26 protein-coding genes are annotated in these 16,154 nt (G+C 68.1%); 23 read left to right on the top strand and 3 right to left on the bottom strand.

Annotated elements, in window-relative coordinates; genetic code table 11:
* Positions 1–203: 203 nt before the first annotated feature.
* The 3 genes from ACFXB5_RS08155 to ACFXB5_RS08165 all read right to left on the bottom strand — a co-directional run bounded on the left by ACFXB5_RS08155 (position 204) and on the right by ACFXB5_RS08165 (position 3,526).
* The gene (locus ACFXB5_RS08155; RefSeq protein WP_385203963.1) at positions 204–2,357 is read right to left on the bottom strand and encodes a PIG-L family deacetylase; all 2,154 of its coding nucleotides are present in this window, start codon (positions 2,355–2,357) and stop codon (positions 204–206) included.
* A gap of 139 nt (positions 2,358–2,496) precedes the next feature.
* Positions 2,497–2,682, bottom strand: a complete 186-nt coding sequence (locus ACFXB5_RS08160) for a hypothetical protein (RefSeq protein WP_385203965.1) — start codon at positions 2,680–2,682, stop codon at positions 2,497–2,499.
* 31 nt (positions 2,683–2,713) lie between these two features.
* The gene (locus tag ACFXB5_RS08165; protein ID WP_385203967.1) at positions 2,714–3,526 is read right to left on the bottom strand and encodes a DUF3152 domain-containing protein; all 813 of its coding nucleotides are present in this window, start codon (positions 3,524–3,526) and stop codon (positions 2,714–2,716) included.
* A gap of 624 nt (positions 3,527–4,150) precedes the next feature.
* Between ACFXB5_RS08165 and rpsJ the strand changes: the two genes are divergently transcribed.
* The 23 genes from rpsJ to ACFXB5_RS08280 all read left to right on the top strand — a co-directional run bounded on the left by rpsJ (position 4,151) and on the right by ACFXB5_RS08280 (position 16,055).
* Positions 4,151–4,459 (top strand): 30S ribosomal protein S10, encoded by a 309-nt coding sequence (gene rpsJ, locus ACFXB5_RS08170; protein WP_003948644.1) that lies wholly within the window; start codon positions 4,151–4,153, stop codon positions 4,457–4,459.
* Positions 4,460–4,472: 13 nt separating this feature from the next.
* A complete protein-coding gene (rplC, locus tag ACFXB5_RS08175) occupies positions 4,473–5,117 on the top strand; it encodes a 50S ribosomal protein L3 (protein WP_201851657.1) in 645 nt (214 codons plus the stop codon).
* 8 nt (positions 5,118–5,125) lie between these two features.
* The gene (gene rplD / locus ACFXB5_RS08180) at positions 5,126–5,779 is read left to right on the top strand and encodes a 50S ribosomal protein L4 (RefSeq protein WP_385203969.1); all 654 of its coding nucleotides are present in this window, start codon (positions 5,126–5,128) and stop codon (positions 5,777–5,779) included.
* Complete coding sequence (rplW, locus tag ACFXB5_RS08185) at positions 5,779–6,105, top strand: 50S ribosomal protein L23 (RefSeq protein WP_059148972.1); 327 nt, start codon at positions 5,779–5,781, stop codon at positions 6,103–6,105. The genes rplD and rplW overlap by 1 nt, the downstream gene beginning before the upstream one ends.
* 47 nt (positions 6,106–6,152) lie before the next feature.
* Positions 6,153–6,989, top strand: coding sequence for a 50S ribosomal protein L2 (gene rplB / locus ACFXB5_RS08190; protein ID WP_069865209.1), 837 nt, complete (start codon positions 6,153–6,155; stop codon positions 6,987–6,989).
* A gap of 12 nt (positions 6,990–7,001) precedes the next feature.
* Positions 7,002–7,283, top strand: a complete 282-nt coding sequence (gene rpsS / locus ACFXB5_RS08195) for a 30S ribosomal protein S19 (protein ID WP_020869258.1) — start codon at positions 7,002–7,004, stop codon at positions 7,281–7,283.
* Between the two features lie 40 nt (positions 7,284–7,323).
* Entirely contained in the window at positions 7,324–7,671 is a 348-nt protein-coding gene (rplV, locus tag ACFXB5_RS08200) for a 50S ribosomal protein L22 (RefSeq protein WP_014054168.1), read from the top strand.
* Complete coding sequence (gene rpsC, locus ACFXB5_RS08205; protein ID WP_385203972.1) at positions 7,671–8,501, top strand: 30S ribosomal protein S3; 831 nt, start codon at positions 7,671–7,673, stop codon at positions 8,499–8,501. The genes rplV and rpsC overlap by 1 nt, the downstream gene beginning before the upstream one ends.
* A 4-nt stretch (positions 8,502–8,505) precedes the next feature.
* Positions 8,506–8,925 (top strand): 50S ribosomal protein L16, encoded by a 420-nt coding sequence (gene rplP, locus ACFXB5_RS08210; protein ID WP_014178774.1) that lies wholly within the window; start codon positions 8,506–8,508, stop codon positions 8,923–8,925.
* Positions 8,925–9,149: a 50S ribosomal protein L29 gene (gene rpmC, locus ACFXB5_RS08215; protein WP_201851661.1), complete on the top strand. Its 225-nt coding sequence runs from the start codon at positions 8,925–8,927 to the stop codon at positions 9,147–9,149. The genes rplP and rpmC overlap by 1 nt, the downstream gene beginning before the upstream one ends.
* Entirely contained in the window at positions 9,149–9,436 is a 288-nt protein-coding gene (gene rpsQ / locus ACFXB5_RS08220) for a 30S ribosomal protein S17 (RefSeq protein ID WP_014054172.1), read from the top strand. Before rpmC ends, rpsQ begins: the two co-directional genes overlap by 1 nt.
* Before the next feature lie 101 nt (positions 9,437–9,537).
* Positions 9,538–9,906, top strand: a complete 369-nt coding sequence (gene rplN / locus ACFXB5_RS08225; RefSeq protein ID WP_003998823.1) for a 50S ribosomal protein L14 — start codon at positions 9,538–9,540, stop codon at positions 9,904–9,906.
* Positions 9,907–9,909: 3 nt separating this feature from the next.
* Positions 9,910–10,233 carry a 50S ribosomal protein L24 gene (gene rplX / locus ACFXB5_RS08230; RefSeq protein ID WP_014054173.1) on the top strand — a complete coding sequence of 108 codons (324 nt, stop codon included), beginning with the start codon at positions 9,910–9,912 and terminating at the stop codon, positions 10,231–10,233.
* A complete protein-coding gene (gene rplE / locus ACFXB5_RS08235) occupies positions 10,233–10,793 on the top strand; it encodes a 50S ribosomal protein L5 (RefSeq protein WP_201851662.1) in 561 nt (186 codons plus the stop codon). Before rplX ends, rplE begins: the two co-directional genes overlap by 1 nt.
* A gap of 3 nt (positions 10,794–10,796) precedes the next feature.
* Positions 10,797–10,982 (top strand): type Z 30S ribosomal protein S14, encoded by a 186-nt coding sequence (locus tag ACFXB5_RS08240; RefSeq protein ID WP_003948630.1) that lies wholly within the window; start codon positions 10,797–10,799, stop codon positions 10,980–10,982.
* A gap of 262 nt (positions 10,983–11,244) precedes the next feature.
* On the top strand, positions 11,245–11,643 hold the full coding sequence (rpsH, locus tag ACFXB5_RS08245; protein ID WP_037952895.1) for a 30S ribosomal protein S8: 399 nt from the start codon (positions 11,245–11,247) through the stop codon (positions 11,641–11,643).
* Between the two features lie 20 nt (positions 11,644–11,663).
* The gene (gene rplF, locus ACFXB5_RS08250; RefSeq protein WP_385203977.1) at positions 11,664–12,203 is read left to right on the top strand and encodes a 50S ribosomal protein L6; all 540 of its coding nucleotides are present in this window, start codon (positions 11,664–11,666) and stop codon (positions 12,201–12,203) included.
* 3 nt (positions 12,204–12,206) lie between these two features.
* Positions 12,207–12,590: a 50S ribosomal protein L18 gene (gene rplR, locus ACFXB5_RS08255; RefSeq protein WP_020869251.1), complete on the top strand. Its 384-nt coding sequence runs from the start codon at positions 12,207–12,209 to the stop codon at positions 12,588–12,590.
* Positions 12,591–12,633: 43 nt separating this feature from the next.
* A complete protein-coding gene (rpsE, locus tag ACFXB5_RS08260) occupies positions 12,634–13,239 on the top strand; it encodes a 30S ribosomal protein S5 (RefSeq protein ID WP_385203980.1) in 606 nt (201 codons plus the stop codon).
* Positions 13,240–13,241: 2 nt separating this feature from the next.
* Positions 13,242–13,424, top strand: a complete 183-nt coding sequence (gene rpmD, locus ACFXB5_RS08265) for a 50S ribosomal protein L30 (RefSeq protein WP_044571656.1) — start codon at positions 13,242–13,244, stop codon at positions 13,422–13,424.
* A gap of 1 nt (position 13,425) precedes the next feature.
* Entirely contained in the window at positions 13,426–13,881 is a 456-nt protein-coding gene (gene rplO / locus ACFXB5_RS08270) for a 50S ribosomal protein L15 (RefSeq protein WP_385203983.1), read from the top strand.
* A 204-nt stretch (positions 13,882–14,085) separates the two neighbouring features.
* A complete protein-coding gene (secY, locus tag ACFXB5_RS08275; RefSeq protein ID WP_020869246.1) occupies positions 14,086–15,399 on the top strand; it encodes a preprotein translocase subunit SecY in 1,314 nt (437 codons plus the stop codon).
* Entirely contained in the window at positions 15,399–16,055 is a 657-nt protein-coding gene (locus tag ACFXB5_RS08280; RefSeq protein WP_385203987.1) for an adenylate kinase, read from the top strand. The genes secY and ACFXB5_RS08280 overlap by 1 nt, the downstream gene beginning before the upstream one ends.
* Positions 16,056–16,154 lie beyond the last annotated feature (99 nt).

Consider the following 16,154-nt stretch of genomic DNA (forward strand, 5'->3'; position numbering starts at 1 on the left):
CGAGACGCCGGGTGGGGCCCGCCCATGCCGCCCGCCCATCGGCGAAACCGCACGGCGAACGCGAATCGGGCGAGGCAGGGGACGCGGCCGGGGGCCGGGAGCAGACCCGGCGCCACCCGGATGTGGCGCCGGGGCGTGGGCCGGATGACGCGGGCTGGGGACGGTGCCCCCGGCTCCGCCTCATCCGGTGGTAAGCCGGGCCGTCAGGTCCGTTTCGTGGGGCGGGGGCGCCAGATCCAGGGGGTGGCGTCGGGGGACAGGCCCACCACGCAGACGCCCTGGTGGCCGTCGTCCGCCAGAAGGGCCGGGGCGCCGACCGGGGTCAGGTGGCCGGGGGAGCGCAGCGGTCTGGCGTCCGGGCCGGTGCCGTACTGGACCTGGACCTCCCCGCCCAGGTCGCGTCCGGCCAGCAGCAGCGTCTTCCCCTCGCGGCGGCCGGATGGTTCGGCCACGGTGTGGGCGGCGATCGCCCCGTAGCCCTCGAAGTGCCGCACCGTGAGGGAGGTTTTCCCGTGGACGGCGGGCACGGTGGCCGTGGGGGTGCGGTAGATCAGCGCGAGCGTGCCGTCGGGCGCCACCGCGGCGCCCAGCGGATCCCCGCCGGGGCGCGGCAGACCGGACGGCGGGCGCAGGGCGACCGGGCCGCCGGCCCACTCCTGGGCCCAGTGGTGGACGGTGTCGCGGCCGGGGGCGAGGACATGGACCTGCCCCTCCGCGTCCAGCAGCGCGGTCAGCCCGTCCTGGATCTCGGCGCCGCCGAGCCGCTGCCAGGGACCCCAGTGGCCGCCGGCGTCCCGTACCCGGGTGGCCAGGCTCTTGTCGGCGGTCCGTACGAAGAGGTGCACCCGGCCGTCCGGGGTGGCGACCGCCGCCGGGCAGCCGACCCGGCGGCCGTGCTCGGGGTCGCTCTCGGGGGTGCCGAGGCCGGTCCAGGCGCGGAACGGGCCGTCCGGGCGGCGCTGCTCCAGCACCACGATCTCGCGCAGGTCGCCCGCGCCCTGCCCGGCCAGCGCCGCGAACCGCAGGGCGAACAGCACCTGCCGTCCCGCGCTGTCCCGCACCGCGGCGAGCGCCGGGGCGAGCGGTCCGCCGCCGAGCCCCTGCGGCGCCCCGAACCGCCCGCTGCCGGGCCCGGTCTCGCGCCACCGCACGGCCTGGGTGCCGAGCACGCCGTACGCCACGAGCCGCCCCTGGGCGTCCGTGGTGGGGGCGGGCAGCGGGGTGGGGTAGCGGTAGTGGGTGGAGCGGATCCAGCCCTTGCGGTTCCGCAGCGGGCGTAACCCGCCCTGGCTGTAGTCGCCGCAGCCGGCCGCGTTGCCGCAGTCCCAGTCCGGCGCACCGCCGTAGGACTTGATCGCCCGCGCCTTCTGGGCGAGCACCGCGGGCGGCAGATTGTGCGGCCAGCGCTGGTTGTAGTAGCCGCGGAACGCGGTGGTGGTGAAGCGCGGGGCGTGCTTGTCGCGCCGCGTGGCGGCGGCCACCCACTGGGCGATCGCCTTCCAGGTGAACAGCGCGACCGGCGTGTGGTCGCGGTGGTCCGAGCAGCCCGGCTGATCGTTGTCCTTGGGGTGCAGCACGTCGTGCACCTGGAAGTCGGGGTCCGGGTCCAGTGTGTGGATCAGCGTGGGCCGATAGCGGTCCATGATCCCGGCGAGCACGTCGACCAGCGTCCGATGGCCGTACGAGCTGGGGTGCGCCACGGGGGAGCCGGCGGCCAGGAGGGTGCGCATCACGGTGCCCGGGGTGTCCCACAGCGCGGGGAGCCGTACGCCGCCGTCCGACAGCATCGCGATGTTGAGGAAGATCAGCCGGGCGCTGCGGGTGCCGTTGGCGAGGGTGTTGGTCTCCGCGGTGACCCCGCCGGGCAGCCGCAGCACCGACCGTTGCCAGGGCGCGAACTGGTTCAGCCCCATCATCTGCGCGTACGCCTGCCGCAACCCCTGGTGGCGGGAGGCGGAGTACGCGGCCTTGTCGGCGTGCGGGATCGGCGTCCCCGCCCGATGGTTGATCCCCCGGGCCTCACCGGCCGTGACGTACACGCACACCACCGGGACGCCGGAGCGCAGCACATGCTCGGCGTCCGGGTTCATGAAGTACAGATCGTCGTCGGGGTGCGCCATGATCTGCAGCAGCAGCGCCCGCTTGTCGCCCACCGTCGAGGTGAACGGCTCCGCCGCCCCGGGCTCACTGGCCCGCGCCGGCCCGGCTTCCGCGCCGCGCGAATGTCCGGCCCCGCATCCGGCGATCCCGGTGACCCCGGCAACCCCCACGGCTCCCCCGGCGGTGAGCGCTGCCAGCGCGGCGAGCGTCTGCCTGCGGGTGGTCCGCGCCCCCCGCGATGTCCATCGACTGTTCAATTTGGTGACCCTGTCACTTCGGCAGCGCGTAGTCTCCGGCTGCTCCGAGTGAAGAGACGGTGGGTGATCTTGACAGGTTGTCCGTTGGCCGGGAGGTATCGGTCACAGATCGGACACATCGCCGTCACGGGGCAGACGCCTACCGCCGACGCATAGCGCTGACGCCTGACGCCTGGTCGATGACGTGGTAATTGAGCATCGAGGCGATGCCGCTCCGCGCCGCCTCGTGGGACACGCAGATCTGCTTGATCACCAGGAAGCTGCCCAGCGCCGTTGCCGCACATAGGGACGCCACCGTGGACACACCGTCGAAGATCCCGTCCATCGACCTGACCCAGATCGATCACATGTAGTCGTCACGGGACCGCCGGGCCCTCGATGTACCTGCCATTCGCGCTGTAGGGCCACTCGTTCGCGACACAGCCCTTGAGCCCGTATATCTGCTGCATCATCACCGGTGCCCGTTTGCCCTTCCCGGGGCAGGACTCGTGGCCGTGGCCGATGCGGTGGCCGACCTCGTGGTTGACGATCAGTGCCCGGTAGCCGCTGATGGGGCCGGAGAACTCCGGTGAGCCGGTGTTCCAGCGTTTGAGGTTGACCATGATCTGGGAGCCGGCGTCGCAGTTGACCTCGCCGTGGGTGTCCAGGCCCACGGCGCCGCAGATCTCGTCGACCGTGTCCGGGGTGGCGATCTTCACCTCGAAGTCGGAGGGGCCGTCGGCGACCAGCTGGAAGGAGTGCTTGCCGTCGGTGGTCCAGCCGCGCTTGTCGGCGAGGATCGCCGAGATTTCGGCCGCGGCCCGCTTCGCGTCGACCCCGGTGCCCTTCTCCACCATGACCTTGAACCGCCGCGGGTCGCTTCCCTCGCCGATCGCCGCGCCGGAGGACTTCGCGGTGACGAACTCGCCGCTCGCGGTGGCGGGGGAGCCCGGGCGTGGGGGCCTGGAGGTGGCCGAGATGGCGTCGGGCGGCAGGGCTTCCGGGGCCGTGGCGCGGGCCGCGCCCTTGCCGCCGCCGTCGTCGCGTAACGCGAACACGACCCCGGCGATCAGGGCCACACCGGTGGCCAGTGCCACCGCCACCTTCCGGGGGCGGGCGCTCCGAGTGGTGCGCCCCCGTTGTCTCGGGGGTGAGGTGGCTGGGCCGGGGGCCTGCGCGGTGGAGGTCATGGGGGCGCTTCCAGGGGGTGTCGGCGGGGCGGGTGAATCAGCCGCGCGCATGCCGCGTGAGCATGTCGGTGCCCCGGAGTGAGATGCGAGTGTGTCGTGTGTTCCCCTGGAGGGAGACGTGTGGCGAGGGTGACCGGTTGGGGCTTGTGCCGTGTTGTGCGCGGGGTCACATTGGGTGACATCCCGCATCTCACACCTGCGTGTGACACCGCGCCCCGGCCTCCGGTGCGCGCCGAGTTTGAAGTGCGCCCCGCGAGGGGTACGCTTCCGGGCCCCTGATTGGCGTCCGGAGCAGCCGATATGGCACACTAGCCAGGTTGCTCGGTTGAGTGCCGATGTTGCGCGCCTCCCGCCGGGAGGACCGGAAGCGAGTCCCACAGTACTCGTCGCCCCTGATCAGGGGCGGAAGTACGGGAATCTTCCGGGAAGTGTCAGCGGGGCCCCAGCCAGGCGCCCGGTGGGTGACTTTCTCCCCCAGCAACCCCCTTCATCAGGGATCTCCGTGCGGAGATTTATGGGAAGGACTGCGACACGCCCGACCGCGTGGGTCGGGAGTGAGGTGGAGGACGGCATGAATCCCATCGGGTCCCAGAGCGTTACGAGAGACAGGACTACGAAGTAGCCATGGCGGGACAGAAGATCCGCATCCGGCTCAAGGCTTACGACCACGAGGTCATCGACTCCTCGGCGAAGAAGATCGTCGAGACGGTGACCAGGACTGGTGCGTCGGTCGCGGGCCCGGTGCCGCTGCCCACAGAGAAGAACGTGTACTGCGTCATCAAGTCGCCGCACAAGTACAAGGACTCGCGCGAGCACTTCGAGATGCGTACGCACAAGCGCCTCATCGACATCCTCGACCCCACGCCGAAGACGGTTGACTCGCTGATGCGTCTCGACCTGCCGGCCGGCGTCGACATCGAGATCAAGCTCTGAGGTGACGCGCGAGATGGCTAAGCAGATCAAGGGCGTCCTGGGCGAGAAGCTCGGTATGACGCAGGTGTGGGACGAGAACAACCGCGTCGTCCCGGTCACCGTCGTCAAGGCCGGTCCCTGCGTCGTGACCCAGGTCCGCACCGATGACGCGGACGGCTACAACGCCGTCCAGATCGCCTTCGGCGAGATCGACCCGCGCAAGGTGAACAAGCCGCTCAAGGGCCACTTCGCCAAGGCGGACGTGACCCCGCGCCGCCACCTGGTGGAGCTGCGTACCACCGACGCCGGTGAGTACACGCTCGGCCAGGAGGTCACGGCCGAGGTGTTCGAGTCCGGTGTCAAGGTCGACGTGACCGGCACCAGCAAGGGCAAGGGCACCGCCGGTGTCATGAAGCGCCACGGCTTCGCCGGCCTCGGCGCCGGCCACGGCACCCAGCGCAAGCACCGCTCGCCGGGCTCCATCGGTGGCTGCGCCACCCCGGGCCGCGTGTTCAAGGGCCTGCGCATGGCCGGCCGCATGGGCAATGAGCGGGTCACCACCCAGAACCTGACCGTCCATGCCGTTGACGCGGAGAAGGGTCTGCTCCTGATCAAGGGAGCGGTTCCTGGTCCGAACGGCGGCCTCGTCCTGGTCCGTACCGCGGCCAAGGGGGCCTGAGGTAACCGATGAGCACCATTGACATCCTTTCGCCGGCAGGCGACAAGGCCGGGACCGTCGAGCTCCCCGCGGAGATCTTCGACGCGCAGGTCAGCATTCCGCTGATCCACCAGGTCGTCGTCGCCCAGCTGGCCGCTGCCCGCCAGGGCACGCACAAGACCAAGACCCGCGGTGAGGTCCGAGGCGGTGGCAAGAAGCCGTACCGCCAGAAGGGCACCGGCCGTGCGCGCCAGGGCTCGACCCGCGCGCCGCAGTTCGCCGGCGGTGGCGTCGTGCACGGCCCCGTGCCGCGCGACTACAGCCAGCGCACCCCGAAGAAGATGAAGGCCGCCGCGCTCCGCGGTGCCCTCTCCGACCGGGCGCGCCACGAGCGGATTCACGTCGTGACCGGCGTGGTGGACGGCGAGATCTCCACCAAGGCCGCGAAGTCCCTGCTGGGCAAGGTCAGCGAGCGCAAGAACGTGCTCCTGATCGCCGAGCGGAGCGACGAGGCCGCGTGGCTGTCCGCCCGCAACCTGCCCCAGGTGCACATCCTGGAGCCGGGCCAGCTGAACACGTACGACGTGCTCGTCTCCGATGACGTGGTCTTCACCAAGGCCGCCTTCGAGTCCTTCGTGGCTGGTCCCAAGGCCGCTGAGAAGACCGAAGGGAGCGCCGCCTGATGAGTGAGGCGACCGCTGTCACCAGCAAGACCTTCACCGACCCCCGCGACGTTCTCGTCAAGCCGGTGGTATCGGAGAAGAGCTACGCGCTGCTGGACGAGAACAAGTACACGTTCATCGTCGACCCGCGCGCGAACAAGACCCAGATCAAGCAGGCCGTCGAGGCGGTCTTCTCGGTCAAGGTCACCGGGGTCAACACGATCAACCGGCAGGGTAAGCGCAAGCGGACCAAGACCGGCTACGGCAAGCGCAAGGACACCAAGCGCGCCATCGTGACCCTCGCCGAGGGCGACCGCATCGACATCTTCGGCGGCCCGGTCTCCTGACGGAGATCGGAACGTCCAGAAGTCCGGAATCTTCCGAGGACTGAGAAATGGGTATCCGCAAGTACAAGCCGACGACCCCGGGCCGTCGTGGCTCCAGCGTCGCCGACTTCGTCGAGATCACGCGGTCCACGCCGGAGAAGTCGCTGGTCCGCCCGCTGCACAGCAAGGGTGGTCGTAACAACGCCGGCCGCATCACGGTCCGCCACCAGGGTGGCGGTCACAAGCGTGCGTACCGCGTGATCGACTTCCGCCGTCACGACAAGGACGGCGTCCCGGCGAAGGTCGCACACATCGAATACGACCCCAACCGCACCGCGCGCATCGCGCTGCTGCATTACGCCGACGGCGAGAAGCGCTACATCCTCGCCCCGCGTGGCCTGAAGCAGAACGACCGGATCGAGAACGGCCCCGGCGCCGACATCAAGCCCGGTAACAACCTCTCGCTGCGCAACATCCCGGTTGGTACCACGCTCCACGCCATCGAGCTGCGGCCCGGCGGCGGCGCGAAGTTCGCCCGCTCCGCGGGTGCCTCCGTGCAGCTGCTGGCGAAGGAGGGCTCCATGGCCCACCTGCGCATGCCGTCCGGTGAGATCCGCCTGGTCGACGTCCGCTGCCGCGCCACCGTCGGCGAGGTCGGCAACGCCGAGCAGTCGAACATCAACTGGGGCAAGGCCGGCCGCATGCGCTGGAAGGGCGTCCGCCCGACCGTTCGTGGTGTGGTCATGAACCCCGTCGACCACCCGCACGGTGGTGGTGAGGGCAAGACCTCCGGTGGTCGCCACCCGGTCTCGCCGTGGGGTCAGAAGGAGGGCCGTACGCGCTCGCCGAAGAAGGCCAGCAACAAGTACATCGTCCGCCGCCGCAAGACGAACAAGAAGCGCTAGGAGCGGGTTTAGATGCCGCGCAGTCTCAAGAAGGGGCCCTTCGTCGACGACCACCTGATCAAGAAGGTGGACACGCAGAACGAAGCAGGCACCAAGAACGTCATCAAGACCTGGTCCCGCCGCTCGATGATCGTCCCGGCCATGCTCGGCCACACGATCGCGGTGCACGACGGCCGCAAGCACGTCCCGGTGTTCGTCACCGAGTCGATGGTCGGCCACAAGCTCGGCGAGTTCGCGCCGACCCGCACCTTCCGCGGCCATGAGAAGGACGACCGCAAGTCGCGTCGTCGCTGATCAGCGGAAAAGACTCATGACAGACACTGAAGGGACAACCATGGAAGCCAGGGCCCAGGCGCGGTACATCCGCGTCACGCCCATGAAGGCCCGCCGCGTGGTGGACCTCATCCGTGGCATGAGTGCCACGGAGGCCCAGGCGGTCCTGCGTTTCGCCCCGCAGGCCGCGAGCGTGCCGGTCGGCAAGGTGCTGGACAGCGCCATCGCCAACGCCGCGCACAACTACGACCACACCGACGCCGACAGCCTCGTCATCTCCGAGGCATACGTCGACGAGGGCCCGACTCTGAAGCGGTTCCGTCCGCGCGCCCAGGGCCGCGCCTACCGGATCCGCAAGCGGACCAGCCACATCACCGTGGTCGTCAGCAGCAAGGAAGGAACCCGGTAATGGGCCAGAAGGTAAACCCGCACGGGTTCCGGCTCGGCATCACCACCGACTTCAAGTCGCGCTGGTACGCCGACAAGCTGTACAAGGACTACGTCAAGGAAGACGTCGCCATCCGCCGGATGATGACGAAGGGCATGGAGCGCGCCGGTATCTCCAAGGTGGAGATCGAGCGCACCCGTGACCGCGTCCGCGTCGACATCCACACCGCCCGGCCGGGCATCGTCATCGGCCGCCGCGGCGCGGAGGCCGACCGTATCCGCGGCGAGCTGGAGAAGCTCACCGGCAAGCAGGTGCAGCTCAACATCCTCGAGGTGAAGAACCCCGAGGTGGACGCTCAGCTGGTGGCCCAGGCCGTCGCCGAGCAGCTGTCCTCCCGCGTCTCCTTCCGTCGTGCGATGCGCAAGTCGATGCAGAGCTCGATGAAGGCCGGTGCCAAGGGCATCAAGATCCAGTGTGGTGGCCGTCTCGGCGGCGCCGAGATGTCCCGCTCGGAGTTCTACCGCGAGGGCCGCGTGCCCCTGCACACGCTCCGCGCGAACGTCGACTACGGCTTCTTCGAGGCCAAGACCACCTTCGGCCGCATCGGCGTCAAGGTGTGGATCTACAAGGGCGATGTGAAGAACATCGCCGAGGTCCGCGCCGAGAACGCCGCCGCCCGCGCCGGCAACCGCCCGTCGCGTGGTGGCAGCGACCGCCCGCAGCGCCGTGGTGGCGAGCGCGGTGGCCGCGGCCGTAAGCCGCAGCAGTCGGCAGGCGCCCCCGAGGCCGCCAAGACCGAGGCGCCCGCCGCCGCGGCCGCCGAGCCCAGCGCTGCCGGAAAGGAGAGCTGACCCCATGCTGATCCCTCGCAGGGTCAAGCACCGCAAGCAGCACCACCCCAAGCGGTCCGGCATGGCCAAGGGCGGTACGGAGCTGGCGTTCGGCGAGTACGGCATCCAGGCCGTCACTCCGGCGTACGTCACCAACCGTCAGATCGAGGCCGCTCGTATCGCGATGACCCGCCACATCAAGCGTGGCGGCAAGGTCTGGATCAACATCTACCCGGACCGTCCGCTGACGAAGAAGCCTGCCGAGACCCGCATGGGTTCCGGTAAGGGCTCGCCGGAGTGGTGGATCGCGAACGTCAAGCCCGGTCGGGTGATGTTCGAGCTGTCCTACCCGAACGAGAAGACTGCGCGTGAGGCGCTCACCCGCGCTGCTCACAAGCTCCCGATGAAGTGCCGGATCGTTCGGCGCGAGGCAGGTGAGTCGTGATGGCGGCCGGTATCAAGGCGTCCGAGCTGCGTGAGCTGAACAACGAGGACCTCGTTGGCAAGCTTCGTGAGGCCAAGGAAGAGCTGTTCAACCTCCGCTTCCAGGCGGCGACCGGACAGCTCGAGAACCACGGCCGGCTGAAGGCCGTCCGCAAGGACATCGCCCGGATCTACACCCTGATGCGGGAGCGCGAGCTCGGCATCGAGACGGTGGAGAGCGCCTGATGAGCGAGACGAATGTGACTGAGAACGCAACGCAGAACCGCGGCTTCCGCAAGACCCGTGAGGGTCTGGTCGTCAGCGACAAGATGGACAAGACCGTCGTCGTCGCAGTCGAGGACCGCGTCAAGCACGCGCTGTACGGCAAGGTCATCCGCCGTACCAACAAGCTCAAGGCGCACGACGAGCAGAACGCCGCGGGTGTCGGCGACCGTGTCCTCCTGATGGAGACCCGGCCGCTGTCCGCGACCAAGCGCTGGCGCGTCGTCGAGATCCTCGAGAAGGCCAAGTAAATCCCTGAGGGCATTAGCTCTCAGGCCAGTTCCGCCAGGCTCGGCAGGGGCTGGATATATCCAGCCCCTGCCGGGAACCGGCAGACGATCAGGAGATAGACGTGATCCAGCAGGAGTCGCGACTGCGCGTCGCCGACAACACGGGCGCGAAGGAGATCCTTTGCATCCGTGTTCTCGGTGGCTCCGGTCGCCGCTACGCGGGCATCGGTGACGTCATCGTCGCCACCGTCAAGGACGCGATCCCCGGTGGCAACGTGAAGAAGGGTGACGTCGTCAAGGCGGTCATCGTGCGCACCGTCAAGGAGCGCCGCCGCCCGGACGGTTCGTACATTCGCTTCGACGAGAACGCGGCCGTCATCCTCAAGAACGATGGCGACCCCCGCGGCACCCGTATCTTCGGCCCGGTGGGCCGTGAGCTGCGCGAGAAGAAGTTCATGAAGATCATCTCGCTCGCGCCGGAGGTGCTGTAACCGATGAAGATCAAGAAGGGCGACCTGGTCCAGGTCATCACCGGTAAGGACAAGGGCAAGCAGGGCAAGGTCATCGCGGCCTTCCCGCGCGAGGACCGGGTCCTGGTCGAGGGTGTCAACCGGGTCAAGAAGCACACCAAGGCCGGACAGACCGCTCGTGGTTCGAAGACCGGCGGCATCGTGACGACCGAAGCCCCGATCCACGTGAGCAATGTGCAGCTCGTGGTGGAGAAGGACGGTAACAAGGTCGTCACCCGCGTCGGGTACCGCTTCGACGACGAGGGCAACAAGATCCGCGTTGCCAAGCGGACCGGTGAGGACATCTGATGACTGCCACCACCACTGCACCGCGCCTCAAGGGGCGCTACCGCGAAGAGATCCAGGGCAAGCTGCAGGAGCAGTTCTCCTACGAGAACGTCATGCAGATCCCGGGTCTGACCAAGGTCGTGGTCAACATGGGTGTGGGCGATGCCGCCCGCGATTCCAAGCTGATCGAGGGCGCCATCCGCGACCTCGCCACGATCACCGGCCAGAAGCCCGCCGTCACCAAGGCCCGTAAGTCCATCGCGCAGTTCAAGCTGCGTGAGGGCCAGCCGATCGGCGCCCACGTCACCCTCCGGGGTGACCGCATGTGGGAGTTCCTGGACCGCCTGGTGTCGCTCGCGCTTCCGCGCATCCGCGACTTCCGCGGTCTGTCGCCGAAGCAGTTCGACGGCCGGGGCAACTACACCTTCGGTCTCACGGAGCAGGTCATGTTCCACGAGATCGACCAGGACAAGATCGACCGCGTCCGGGGTATGGACATCACCGTGGTAACCACGGCGACCAACGACGAAGAGGGCCGCGCCCTGCTGCGTCACCTCGGCTTCCCGTTCAAGGAGGCGTGAGCCGTGGCGAAGAAGGCTCTCATTGCCAAGGCCGCCCGCAAGCCCAAGTTCGGCGTGCGTGGGTACACGCGCTGCCAGCGCTGCGGACGTCCGCACTCCGTGTACCGCAAGTTCGGCCTGTGCCGCGTGTGCCTCCGTGAGATGGCTCACCGTGGCGAGCTGCCGGGCGTGACCAAGAGCTCCTGGTAACCAGCCCACCCGTCTCCCGCCACCGCCCTCAACGGACGCCCTGGCGGGCGAAAGATGGAACTTTGGGCTGGTACCGGGCTCTCGGTAAGCAAATGGATGGCGAGGCCCACCCGTCCGCTCGCGTAGAGTGGAACGGATGGGCGCTCGCCGCCCAGAATTCTTACTACGCCGTAGGTCCCCGCGCCGCACCCGTGCCCGCCACTGAGCGGGTGAGAGGGATGGCGCATACAGGAAACCCCGGCGAGAGAGGCCGAAGGCCATCATGACCATGACCGATCCGATCGCAGACATGCTGACGCGTCTGCGAAACGCGAACTCGGCGTACCACGACTCCGTCGTGATGCCCCACAGCAAGATCAAGTCGCATATCGCGGAGATCCTCCAGCAGGAGGGCTACATCACCGGCTGGAAGGTCGAGGACGCCGAGGTCGGCAAGAGCCTCATCCTCGAGCTGAAGTTCGGCCCGAACCGCGAGCGCTCGATCGCCGGCATCAAGCGGATCTCGAAGCCGGGCCTGCGGGTCTACGCAAAGTCCACCAACCTGCCGAAGGTGCTCGGCGGCCTGGGCGTGGCGATCATCTCCACGTCGCACGGGCTCCTCACCGACAAGCAGGCCGGCAAGAAGGGCGTGGGTGGGGAAGTCCTCGCCTACGTCTGGTAACCAGGGAACGGAGGAAGCACATGTCGCGCATTGGCAAGCTGCCCATCCAGGTTCCCGCTGGTGTGGACGTCACCATCGATGGCCGCACGGTCGCCGTGAAGGGTCCCAAGGGCTCTCTCTCGCACACCGTCGCCGCGCCGATCGACGTCGCCAAGGGTGAGGACAACGTCCTCGTTGTCACCCGCCCGAACGACGAGCGTCAGAACAAGGCCCTGCACGGCCTGTCGCGCACGCTGGTGGCGAACATGATCACCGGCGTGACCCAGGGCTACAGCAAGGCGCTCGAAATCAGCGGTGTCGGTTACCGCGTCCAGGCGAAGGGCTCCAACCTGGAGTTCTCCCTGGGCTACAGCCACCCGATCCTGGTCGAGGCCCCGGAGGGCATCTCCTTCAAGGTGGAGTCCCCGACCAAGCTGAGCGTCGAGGGCATCGACAAGCAGAAGGTCGGCGAGGTCGCCGCGAACATCCGCAAGCTGCGCAAGCCCGACCCGTACAAGGCCAAGGGCGTGAAGTACGCGGGCGAAGTCATCCGCCGCAAGGTCGGAAAGGCTGGTAAGTAAGCCATGGCATACGGTGTGAAGATTGCCAAGGGCAACGCTCGCAAGGCCGCTGCCGTCAAGCGGCGTCACATCCGCGTCCGCAAGCGGGTCTCCGGTACGCCGGTCCGCCCCCGCCTCGTGGTGACGCGGTCCAACCGGCACATGGTGGCGCAGGTCATCGACGACATCGCGGGCCACACCCTGGCCTCGGCGTCGACGCTGGACAGCTCCATCCGGGCGGCCGAGGGCGACAAGAGCGCCCAGGCGCAGCAGGTCGGCGCCCTGGTGGCCGAGCGGGCGAAGGCCGCGGGCATCGAGGCCGTCGTGTTCGACCGCGGTGGCAACAAGTACGCCGGGCGCATCGCCGCTCTGGCGGACGCCGCCCGCGAGGCCGGGCTGAAGTTCTGAGCCCCGGTTCCAACGCAATGCGGAAACGAGAGAGGTAAATCCAATGGCTGGACCCCAGCGCCGCGGTGGCGGCGCCGGTGGCGGCGAGCGGCGGGACCGGAAGGACCGGCGGGACGGTGGCGCTGCCGCCGAGAAGACCGCTTACGTCGAGCGTGTTGTCGCGATCAACCGCGTCGCCAAGGTTGTGAAGGGTGGTCGTCGCTTCAGCTTCACCGCGCTGGTCGTGGTGGGCGACGGTGACGGCACCGTGGGTGTCGGTTACGGCAAGGCCAAGGAGGTGCCGGCCGCGATCGCCAAGGGCGTGGAGGAGGCCAAGAAGCACTTCTTCAAGGTCCCCCGGATCGCCGGCACCATCCCGCACCCGATCCAGGGTGAGGAGGCCGCGGGTGTCGTGCTGCTGAAGCCGGCGTCGCCCGGTACCGGTGTGATCGCCGGTGGCCCGGTGCGTGCCGTGCTGGAGTGCGCGGGCATCCACGACGTGCTGAGCAAGTCGCTCGGCTCGTCGAACCCGATCAACATCGTGCACGCCACGGTGGCCGCTCTGCGGGGCCTTCAGCGCCCCGAGGAGATCGCCGCCCGTCGTGGTCTGCCGCTCGAGGACGTCGCCCCCGCCGCTCTGCTGCGGGCGCGTGCCGGGGTGGGTGCGTGAGCATGGCCCGCCTCAAGATCACGCAGACGAAGTCGTACATCGGCAGCAAGCAGAACCACCGCGACACTCTGCGTTCGCTCGGGCTGAAGAGGCTCGGCGACGTGGTCGTCAAGGAGGACCGCCCCGAGTTCCGCGGCATGGCGCAGACCGTGCGGCACCTCGTGACGGTCGAGGAGGTCGACTGACATGGCGGAGAGCAACCCGCTGAAGGTCCACAACCTCCGGCCCGCCCCGGGCGCCAAGACCGCCAAGACCCGTGTCGGTCGTGGTGAGGCGTCCAAGGGTAAGACCGCTGGTCGTGGCACCAAGGGCACCAAGGCCCGCTACCAGGTTCCGGAGCGCTTCGAGGGTGGGCAGATGCCCCTCCACATGCGGCTCCCGAAGCTCAAGGGCTTCAAGAACCCCTTCCGCACCGAGTACCAGGTCGTGAACCTGGACAAGCTGGCCGCGCTCTACCCCGAGGGTGGCGAGGTCACGGTGGCCGACCTGGTCGCCAAGGGTGCGGTTCGTAAGAACCAGCTCGTCAAGGTGCTGGGCTCCGGTGAGGTCTCCGTGGCGCTGCGGGTGACGGTCGACGCCGTCTCCGGCTCCGCCAAGGAGAAGATCACCGCCGCCGGTGGCACCGTCACCGAGCTCGTCTGAGCACGGTGCGTTTCTGACCGGGGGTGCCCCAGATATGGGGCATCCCCGGTTGGTCGTTCCAAGCGGGGCCGGGTCGCCGGTAAGGTGGCTGGCGTTGTTACCTTCCGCGCGGTACGTCTCCGCGCGGGTCCTGGCTGATAAGTATCCGTCGATCCTCAAGACCGTCACCTCTCGCGAAGCGACGCGGGGGGCGCAGGAGGCACCGTGCTCACCGCGTTCGCCCGGGCGTTCAAGACGCCCGACCTGCGCAAGAAGCTGCTGTTCACGCTGGGCATCATCGTGCTCTTCCGGCTCGGGCAACATATCCCGATCCCGGGCATCGACTATAAGAACGTCCAGACGTGCATGGACCTCGCCAAGGGCCAGCAGGGGCTGTTCGGCCTGGTCAACATGTTCAGTGGTGGCGCACTGCTCCAGATCACCATCTTCGCGCTAGGGATCATGCCGTACATCACGGCGAGCATCATCCTGCAGCTGCTGACCGTGGTGATCCCGCGCCTCGAGGCCCTCAAGAAGGAGGGCCAGGCCGGTCAAGGAAAGATCACCCAGTACACCCGCTATCTGACGATCGCGCTGGCGATCCTCCAGGGCACCGGCCTGGTGGCCACCGCCCGCAGCGGCTCGCTCTTCCAGAGCTGCCCGGTCGGCGGTCAGATCGTACGGGACGACTCGATCTTCACCACCGCCGTGATGGTCATCACGATGACCGCGGGCACCGCGCTGATCATGTGGCTCGGTGAGCTGGTCACCGACCGCGGCATCGGCAACGGCATGTCGATCCTGATGTTCGTCTCCATCGCCGCCGGTTTCCCGAGCGCGATGTGGAGCATCAAGCAGCAGGGCAAGATCATGGACGGCTGGCTGGAGTTCGGCCTGGTGATCCTCTGTGGTCTGGCCATGGTCGGCCTGGTGGTCTTCGTCGAGCAGGCCCAGCGCCGGATCCCCGTGCAGTACGCCAAACGCATGATCGGCCGTCGCTCGTACGGCGGTACGTCCACCTACATCCCGATGAAGGTGAACCAGGCGGGTGTGATCCCCGTGATCTTCGCCTCATCGCTGCTGTACATCCCGGCGCTGATCGTCCAGTTCTCGAATTCGAAGGCCGGCTGGGCGACCTGGATCTCGCAGAACTTCGTCAAGGGCGACCACCCGATCTACATCGCCACGTACTTCCTGCTGATCGTCTTCTTCGCATTCTTCTATGTCGCCATCAGCTTCAACCCCGAAGAAGTTGCCGACAACATGAAGAAGTATGGTGGCTTCATCCCGGGTATCCGGGCTGGTCGTCCCACCGCGGAGTATCTGAGCTACGTGCTGAACCGCATCACGTGGCCCGGTGCGCTCTATCTGGGCTTGATCGCCCTGGTGCCCACGGTGGCGCTGGTGACGCTCAATGCCAATCAGAACTTCCCGTTCGGCGGCACGAGCATCCTGATCATCGTGGGTGTCGGCCTGGAGACTGTGAAGCAAATCGAGAGCCAGCTTCAGCAGCGACACTACGAAGGGTTCCTCCGCTGATGCGAATCGTCCTCGTCGGGCCTCCGGGAGCCGGCAAGGGTACGCAGGCCGCGTACCTCGCCGAGAAGCTGTCGATCCCGCATATCTCCACCGGCGACCTGTTCCGCGCGAACATCAGCCAGGGCACCCCCCTCGGCAAGCAGGCGCAGGAGTACATGCGGGCCGGACAACTGGTACCGGACGAGGTCACCATCGGCATGGCGGAGGACCGGCTGGACCAGGAGGACGCGCAGCGGGGCTTTCTGCTGGACGGGTTCCCGAGGAACCAGATCCAGGCCGAGGCCCTGGACACCTACCTGGGGCAGCGCGGTGTCTCGCTGGACGCGGTGCTGGACCTGGAGGTCCCCGAGTCCGAGGTGATCAAGCGCATCGCGGGCCGCCGTACCTGCCGCAATGACAGCTCGCACACCTTCCATGTGGAGTACAAGCCGCCGAAGGTCCAGGGTGTGTGCGACGTCTGCGGCGGCGAGCTGTACCAGCGCGAGGACGACAGCGAGGAGACGGTCCGCAAGCGCCTCGAGGTCTACCACCGGGAGACCGAGCCGATCATCGACTACTACAAGACCAAGGGCCTGGTCGTGACGATCTCGGCGCTGGGCAAGGTGTCCGAGGTCACCCAGCGGGCGATGGACGCCCTGGCCGCCAAGGCGGCCTAGCGAACGCAGGCTGTCACCGGCCGCGATGCCCCGTCCGGGGCGTCGCGGCCGTACTGTTGAGCAGATACGCCACGGCACATACCGCCGCACCAGAGACTG

The organism is Streptomyces sp. NPDC059455 (assembly GCF_042750115.1).
In the GTDB taxonomy this organism is placed as follows: Bacteria; Actinomycetota; Actinomycetes; order Streptomycetales; family Streptomycetaceae; genus Streptomyces; species Streptomyces endocoffeicus.

What these genes read in the sequence shown, in the direction of transcription:
- ACFXB5_RS08160 (WP_385203965.1), bottom strand. Translation starts at nt 2,682, where the DNA reads ATGGACGGGATCTTCGACGGTGTGTCCACGGTGGCGTCCCTATGTGCG.
- ACFXB5_RS08165 (WP_385203967.1), bottom strand. Translation starts at nt 3,526, where the DNA reads ATGACCTCCACCGCGCAGGCCCCCGGCCCAGCCACCTCACCCCCGAGA.
- rpsJ (WP_003948644.1), top strand. Translation starts at nt 4,151, where the DNA reads ATGGCGGGACAGAAGATCCGCATCCGGCTCAAGGCTTACGACCACGAG.
- rplC (WP_201851657.1), top strand. Translation starts at nt 4,473, where the DNA reads ATGGCTAAGCAGATCAAGGGCGTCCTGGGCGAGAAGCTCGGTATGACG.
- rplD (WP_385203969.1), top strand. Translation starts at nt 5,126, where the DNA reads ATGAGCACCATTGACATCCTTTCGCCGGCAGGCGACAAGGCCGGGACC.
- rplW (WP_059148972.1), top strand. Translation starts at nt 5,779, where the DNA reads ATGAGTGAGGCGACCGCTGTCACCAGCAAGACCTTCACCGACCCCCGC.
- rplB (WP_069865209.1), top strand. Translation starts at nt 6,153, where the DNA reads ATGGGTATCCGCAAGTACAAGCCGACGACCCCGGGCCGTCGTGGCTCC.
- rpsS (WP_020869258.1), top strand. Translation starts at nt 7,002, where the DNA reads ATGCCGCGCAGTCTCAAGAAGGGGCCCTTCGTCGACGACCACCTGATC.
- rplV (WP_014054168.1), top strand. Translation starts at nt 7,324, where the DNA reads ATGGAAGCCAGGGCCCAGGCGCGGTACATCCGCGTCACGCCCATGAAG.
- rpsC (WP_385203972.1), top strand. Translation starts at nt 7,671, where the DNA reads ATGGGCCAGAAGGTAAACCCGCACGGGTTCCGGCTCGGCATCACCACC.
- rplP (WP_014178774.1), top strand. Translation starts at nt 8,506, where the DNA reads ATGCTGATCCCTCGCAGGGTCAAGCACCGCAAGCAGCACCACCCCAAG.
- rpmC (WP_201851661.1), top strand. Translation starts at nt 8,925, where the DNA reads ATGGCGGCCGGTATCAAGGCGTCCGAGCTGCGTGAGCTGAACAACGAG.
- rpsQ (WP_014054172.1), top strand. Translation starts at nt 9,149, where the DNA reads ATGAGCGAGACGAATGTGACTGAGAACGCAACGCAGAACCGCGGCTTC.
- rplX (WP_014054173.1), top strand. Translation starts at nt 9,910, where the DNA reads ATGAAGATCAAGAAGGGCGACCTGGTCCAGGTCATCACCGGTAAGGAC.
- rplE (WP_201851662.1), top strand. Translation starts at nt 10,233, where the DNA reads ATGACTGCCACCACCACTGCACCGCGCCTCAAGGGGCGCTACCGCGAA.
- rpsH (WP_037952895.1), top strand. Translation starts at nt 11,245, where the DNA reads ATGACCATGACCGATCCGATCGCAGACATGCTGACGCGTCTGCGAAAC.
- rplF (WP_385203977.1), top strand. Translation starts at nt 11,664, where the DNA reads ATGTCGCGCATTGGCAAGCTGCCCATCCAGGTTCCCGCTGGTGTGGAC.
- rplR (WP_020869251.1), top strand. Translation starts at nt 12,207, where the DNA reads ATGGCATACGGTGTGAAGATTGCCAAGGGCAACGCTCGCAAGGCCGCT.
- rpsE (WP_385203980.1), top strand. Translation starts at nt 12,634, where the DNA reads ATGGCTGGACCCCAGCGCCGCGGTGGCGGCGCCGGTGGCGGCGAGCGG.
- rpmD (WP_044571656.1), top strand. Translation starts at nt 13,242, where the DNA reads ATGGCCCGCCTCAAGATCACGCAGACGAAGTCGTACATCGGCAGCAAG.
- rplO (WP_385203983.1), top strand. Translation starts at nt 13,426, where the DNA reads ATGGCGGAGAGCAACCCGCTGAAGGTCCACAACCTCCGGCCCGCCCCG.
- ACFXB5_RS08280 (WP_385203987.1), top strand. Translation starts at nt 15,399, where the DNA reads ATGCGAATCGTCCTCGTCGGGCCTCCGGGAGCCGGCAAGGGTACGCAG.